The sequence below is a fragment of the Lactobacillus apis genome, assembly GCF_002837055.1.
Taxonomy (GTDB): domain Bacteria; phylum Bacillota; class Bacilli; order Lactobacillales; family Lactobacillaceae; genus Lactobacillus; species Lactobacillus apis.
Map to the genome: position 1 here is coordinate 1 of NZ_PDKP01000028.1, position 5,429 is coordinate 5,429.

A 5,429-nucleotide genomic window follows, 5' to 3' on the forward strand; every position below is an offset into this window, starting at 1 on the left:
TAGTTCTAAGGTTAGCTTCGCGATAACCAGAAACAAGTGCATCAACCGTCAAGAAAATACCCTTGTATCCAGCTTTTTTGATTGCTTCAAAGACCATCTCGTTAAAGTCCCAATCTTTACTTAGGTAAAGTTGGAAAAAGCGTGGTGCATCTGGAGCTGCTGCTGCAATATCTTCAACACTCTTATTAGCATATGTACTTGATGAAAAGAGTGCACCGGCTGCTGCTGCACCCTTTTGAGTAGCAACTTCTGCATCCTTATGAGAAATACCATGACATGCAATTGGTGAAATCATGACAGGTGTCTTGAGTTTCATCCCCATGAATTCAGTATCAAGCTGTGGATTATCCATATTTGTTAATGCACGTGGCACAATTTGGAAATGGTTAAATGCAGCAATATTATTACGCCATGTCCATTCATTTTCGGAACCTGAAGCAATGTAGTAGTAAGCTCCCTCTGGCATTACTTCTTTCGCACGCTCTTCAAGTTCATCAAGGTTAATCATGTCGATTGCTTCATCCCGATCGCTTTGGGGAAATCCATTATAATATGATGTCATTATAAATACTCCTTTTTAACTCTAAAATGTCATACATCTATTATACATGCAAACACTTACAAAAGTTAGTGACACTTGTTAAAAAACATTAAAATATCAACCTTTACAGCGTTCATTTTTCCACAAACAAAAAGAGGAATCTATCATTATAGACTCCTCTTTATTATTTTCCTTATAGGCTACGCTTAATTAAATGGGTGAAGTAAGTAACAAGATAGATTACTACTTCAATCACTGCAATAAAGAAAGTTACAGGTAAATTAGTAATAAAACCAAGATACAATCCTAGCCAGACCCCAATTAAAGCAAAGAAAACAGACCATGCAATCATCGAGCCAATTGTTTTACCAATATAATTGGCCGTTGCGGGTGGTAAGGTGAGCAAAATGAAAACTAGCAAGGAACCAACAATTTGCGCACCAATCGAAACAGACATTGCCAGTGCAATTAAGAAAATCACACTGACTAAACCAGTTTTTACTCCGTGAGCTACCGCTCCAATATGGTCGAATGAATCAAAATTGAGTGACCTCTGAATACTAAAAATCATTAGTAAAACAATTACTGACAAGACTACCAGCTGGATAACCCCCTGCTTGTCAACACCAACAATACTTCCAAATAAAATATTAGTTGCGTAGTTACTGTTTGCACCAGAAATTGCTAAAAATAGCACTCCTAGTCCTGTAAAAAGTGCCGAAATTGCACTAATGGATGATTCTTTTTGATCACTGTGAAGTGATAATTCGCCAACACTAATTGAACCAAGTAGTGTAAACAGTAGCATCCCCCAAAGTGGTCCAATCCCAAGCCACACAGCAAAAGCTGCACCTGCGAAACCAATCTCAGATAATGTGTGCGCCAAAAAGCTAAAATTACGGGCAACTACATAAACGCCAACGGTACCACACGTTATTGCAATAAAGGTACTGGCCAAGAAGGCATTACGCATAAAATCAAAAGCAAACATTATTCATACGCCTCCTTAAATTGAGCCATTTCACCTTGTTCAATGTGCCCATTAATTAAATATAAATAGTTCTGCATATATTTTTGTGCTAATGCAACATCATGGGTAACAAATAAAACAGTGATATTATGTTTTTCATTTAGATGTCTAATTAGCTTCATCAGTTCGTCTTTAGCCATAGGATCCAGACTTGCCGTTGCCTCATCAAGGATAATTACGTTCGGGTGATCAAGTAGCGCCTGTGCTAAATAAGCGCGCTGCTTCTGTCCACCAGAAGCTTCGCCCATCCTGGTGTGCCTAATTTCATATAAATTAGTTTCTTGTAACTGATTCTTGATGGCTTCTTTAACTTCACGCTTTTTAAAAGTTGGCGCATTTAAACCAACAAAAGCCTCGATTGATAGTGGATATTCCGCATCAATATTACGAAACTGCGGTACATAACCTAGCCTGACACCATCAGCAAACTTAAAAGAGCCTGTTGTTGGTGCTAGCATTTTCATTAAAATACTAATTAAGGTTGTTTTGCCTGTACCGTTTGGTCCTAAAAGAGCTGTTGTTGAACCTTTTTTTAAATTAAAATTGAGGTCCGAAAAAACAGTCTTTTTATCAAATCTCATTGAGAGATTTTTTACTTCTAAAATGTCAGACAATTTTCTCTCCTTAATAATATCTTTTACTTAAAATTTCCCACTTTAATGTATTGATCTTCATCAATAATATAATACTTACGACCGTATATCTTTACTCGGCCACCGTATGTTCTAACATAACTGCCACGTTTGAATTTACCAGTACCAACACGTTCGCCATTACCATCATAAATATAGGCATTATGCGTTAAAAGCTGCAAGCTTCCTTCAATATTGGTTGCGACAACATATTGATCTGTCCCAATTTGGAAATACTTTTTGCCTTTAATAGTTTTGGTACCATAAACGCTTAGCTTTGTTCCAGCCTTCTTAGTAGATTGTTTAGTTTTTTCACCATTACCATCATAAACTAGAGCATTGTGCATCAATAGCTTAGTATCAATCGGCTTTGGCTGTTGCGTCGGTTTAGGCGTTGTTGGTTTTGGTTTTGGTGGTGTAGCAGGTTTTGACGGTGTTGGTGTAGTAGAACCAGTTGACCCGTTGTCATAATAATATTTAATCAGGTCGAAGAAATCATCCATTGAATAGCCCCATTTGGCAAAATAGCCATCTGGGTCGCCATGATCAGTCCCGCCTAAAAATTTAGAAACTGCTGCATGTGACCAAACAGTTCCTTTACCAGTATGAACAGCATTAACAGGAGCGAGATTATACTGGCGCATAATTTGCGCAATGTAAATTGCATCATTATTGATGCTTTTGGCAAAGTCAGCCAAATTATTATCCTCACACAGTTCAACTTGGAAAAAACGGCTGTTGGCAACTGGGCCAGCACCCCAAACACCATGATCTGGTGAAGTCATCTGGATTACACCAGTTTTATCCACAAATGCATGAACATAAGAATAGATATTCATCCACTCACGGTTAAAATAAATCGCCTCGTTATATGCGGAAGCTCCTGGTGTAGCAGTTTCGTGAACAACCACACCTTCGGGCTTACCGTAGCGGTAATTCAAAGGATTGCTGGCATAAAAATCATTATATTTTATGCCTTGCTGCTGAAGCATTTGATCAAGGTAAGTTATACCACCATAGCTATTTTGTTTAGCCATATCATTAATCGAGCTTGCCTGAACGACCGCAGAATCATTTGCCATTGCGACCGCCGTAAGCGGAACCGCCATTCCTACAGCTACAGCCATAGCAGCAACTAATTTCCTCATTTTTATTCCCTCTCAATAACTATTTCTTGGCTACATCAGCCAACTTTTGATAACTTTCAGTCATCCAATCAAGGTAAGTCATCTTAGTCGGAATCGTTTCTCTAACTTTTAAAACTGGTATTTTATTCTTTTTTGCCAATTTAATAAAATTATTAACCGTCGTACTCGAAGTCTGCTCATTATCAACAAAGAAGGCTATCTTGCGCTTCTCAATTCCATGCGTCATTTCTTGAACGGTCGCAGCACTAGGATCTGTATTATTTTGAATTGCTTTTTCAAAGCCCTGGTTTGCTACCTTAATATTAACAGAAGATAAGGCATAATCAAAAACAGGTTCACTAACATAAACCGGTTTATCAACCTGATGATCTATTTTTGCCGCATCTTTTTTGATTCGGTCAATCTTAGCTAAATATTTCAATCCATTTTCACGGTAGTAGTCAGCATGTTTCGGATCCTTTTTACTTAACCGCTTGATTAAGTAATTAACATACTCGTTTGGCATGTTCAAATCAAACCAGATATGCGGGTTATCACCTTTTTTGCGTCCCATTAGGTCTTCACCAACTTTAATTGGTTCTTTTTCTACAGAAGACGCAAGTTTATCCATCCAGCTATCGTAGCCTAGCCCATTTTCTATTACAATATCAGCACTTGATAGAGCCTTGGCATCATTAGTAGTTGGCTCAAAATCATGCGGATCCGCACTAGGATTTTTAATGAGGGCTTCTGCCTTACCATATCTTCCAACAACGTTTTGCGCAATATCTGCATAAACGTTAGTTGTTGTCATAATCGAAATTTTGCTGCTACTCTTCTGTGGCTTTTGCGAACACGCCCCTAGGGTGATTGCTAACACGCCAAATAAAACAGTTACAGCAAAAAATTTCTTCAATTTTTCAAATTTCATCTTGTTAAAAAACCTTTCAATTTAATAATCGGCTTTTACCCCGTTATCACATAGTAAGTCGTAGATTTGTATTTTCACTTACTATTAATAACCATTATACAGCAATTGAAGTTACTTACAAATAATAACCAAAATTAACTCTAATAGTTGCTGGTAAACAAAAAAGCGTACGAAAATTTCGCGCGCTTTTAAAGTAAGTAAATAACTGAGCTCTATAATATACTTTCATCATAAAAGCCCAGAAGCTGGACAATTTTTAGGCTCAGTACATTTAGTTATCTTTTTCTTTTCTTCATTCGACGTACTATTCATTTTTTACCTATTATTTCTTTCATTATTATCATCCCAAAGCAGTAACTGTTGGATAACAAAAAAAGAGACAACTCACTTCAAAAGTGTGATGTCTCTTCATTTTTACAGGGGCAATATCCCCATTACTAGACTTGGTTAATTTATCTAATTATTTTTGATCTTGCTTGTCAACTGGTTTCTTCCATAATCCTAAGATTACACCAGCAACAATTGAACCAATAATAGTGGCTACAAAGTAAAGCACAATATGGTTAGCAAGTGGTGATACCCATAGACCACCGTGAGGTGCGGGAACACCAATCCGCCATAGGCCAACTAGAGCACCACCGACAGCAGAACCAATAATACATGAAGGAATAACATGACCTGCATCTGCAGCAGCGAATGGAATAGCTCCTTCGGTAATGAATGAGAAACCTAAAATCCAGTTGGTTAAACCTGCACGGCGCTCATCCAAAGTGTACTTGTTCTTGAAGAAGGTAGTACCGATTGCAGTAGCAAATGGTGGAACCATCCCACCAACCATTACGGCAGCCATCATTACAGCAGCAACAGTTGAATGAGGGTCGTTAGCAAAGGCACCTGATGCAAATACGTAAGCAGCCTTGTTGAAAGGTCCACCCATATCAATTGACATCATCGCAGCCAAAATAGTTGTTAAGACTACTAAGTTACCTGTACCCATTTGGTTTAAGAAGTTAGTAATTGCAAAGTTAACTGCACTGAAGATTGGGTTAATAATGTAGTACATAATTAAGGCAATCAGCAGCAAACTCAAAATTGGGTAAATGAGCATCGGCTTCATTCCCTCAAGTGATTTTGGCAATTTAGCAAACAGCTTCTTTAAGCCAACTAC

The 5,429-nt window shown here is 37.9% G+C and carries 6 protein-coding genes; all 6 read right to left on the reverse strand.

The genetic code is table 11. The features are described from left to right. On the reverse strand, positions 1-562 hold a 562-nt coding region (locus tag CRG87_RS07400), incomplete at its 3' end, for an alpha-hydroxy-acid oxidizing protein (protein WP_207763440.1). 172 nt (positions 563-734) lie between these two features. Further along, entirely contained in the window at positions 735-1,532 is a 798-nt protein-coding gene (locus tag CRG87_RS07405; protein ID WP_074425878.1) for a metal ABC transporter permease, read from the reverse strand. Further along, positions 1,532-2,152, reverse strand: a complete 621-nt coding sequence (locus CRG87_RS07410) for a metal ABC transporter ATP-binding protein (protein ID WP_074425953.1) — start codon at positions 2,150-2,152, stop codon at positions 1,532-1,534. Before CRG87_RS07410 ends, CRG87_RS07405 begins: the two co-directional genes overlap by 1 nt. A 56-nt stretch (positions 2,153-2,208) precedes the next feature. Beyond that, the gene (locus CRG87_RS07415; RefSeq protein WP_074425879.1) at positions 2,209-3,357 is read right to left on the reverse strand and encodes an SLAP domain-containing protein; all 1,149 of its coding nucleotides are present in this window, start codon (positions 3,355-3,357) and stop codon (positions 2,209-2,211) included. A 13-nt stretch (positions 3,358-3,370) separates the two neighbouring features. Next, a complete protein-coding gene (locus tag CRG87_RS07420; protein ID WP_074425880.1) occupies positions 3,371-4,261 on the reverse strand; it encodes a metal ABC transporter solute-binding protein, Zn/Mn family in 891 nt (296 codons plus the stop codon). 460 nt (positions 4,262-4,721) lie between these two features. Next, a partial coding sequence (locus CRG87_RS07425) for a PTS fructose transporter subunit IIC (RefSeq protein ID WP_165775977.1) occupies positions 4,722-5,429 on the reverse strand: 708 nt, incomplete at its 5' end.